Origin of the sequence: Aliivibrio sp. A6 (assembly GCF_028765505.1) — a bacterium.
Taxonomy (GTDB): Bacteria; Pseudomonadota; Gammaproteobacteria; order Enterobacterales; family Vibrionaceae; genus Aliivibrio; species Aliivibrio finisterrensis_A.
On the sequence record NZ_JARACR010000140.1, the window covers coordinates 1 to 522 of the forward strand.

The window sequence follows — 522 nt, forward strand, 5'->3', positions numbered from 1 at the left end:
CTGCATAACACGTTTACTACTATGCAATTATACTTAAAATTGACACCCTAAAATGATAAACACCCGACAACCTGAGATGCCGTGTGTAGTAAATCGTGTTGATGCATTTGTTATATTTTACTACGCCATAGCAAAATTGATCGTGTGCACCTTAGTTAAATTCACGTTTTGCTTTGCTTGCCATAGATCGTAATTGTCTTGCATTGTTAACCAACTTTCAGGCGTACGACCTAGTGATTTTGAAAGACGTAATGCCATTTCAGGTGAAATTGAACTCTTACCCTTTATCACTCGATTTAGAGTTGAAGCAGCTACATCAAGTTGTTTAGCAACAAAGCGGCAACTATAGCCAAATGGTTCCATATAAACGTCATGGATAAACTCACCTGGATGTGGGGGATTGTACATAGCCATTAATGGTAATCCTCGTAATTTAAAATGTAAGCATTACCATCGATAAATTCGAAAGTAACACGCCAGTTACCATTTACTGTAATTGACCAAATTCCATCTCTATCCCCT

2 protein-coding genes are annotated in these 522 nt (G+C 37.5%); both read right to left on the reverse strand.

The genetic code is table 11. The annotated features are described in order from the left end of the window. Positions 1-120: 120 nt before the first annotated feature. Positions 121-414 carry a HigA family addiction module antitoxin gene (locus tag PVK70_RS18920; RefSeq protein ID WP_017023495.1) on the reverse strand — a complete coding sequence of 98 codons (294 nt, stop codon included), beginning with the start codon at positions 412-414 and terminating at the stop codon, positions 121-123. Next, positions 414-506 (reverse strand): type II toxin-antitoxin system RelE/ParE family toxin, encoded by a 93-nt coding sequence (locus PVK70_RS18925; RefSeq protein WP_443111807.1) that lies wholly within the window; start codon positions 504-506, stop codon positions 414-416. The genes PVK70_RS18920 and PVK70_RS18925 overlap by 1 nt, the downstream gene beginning before the upstream one ends. Between the last annotated feature and the right edge of the window lie 16 nt (positions 507-522).

Excerpts from the sequence above, each read along its gene's own strand:
- PVK70_RS18920 (WP_017023495.1), bottom strand. The coding sequence starts at position 414 with ATGGCTATGTACAATCCCCCACATCCAGGTGAGTTTATCCATGACGTT.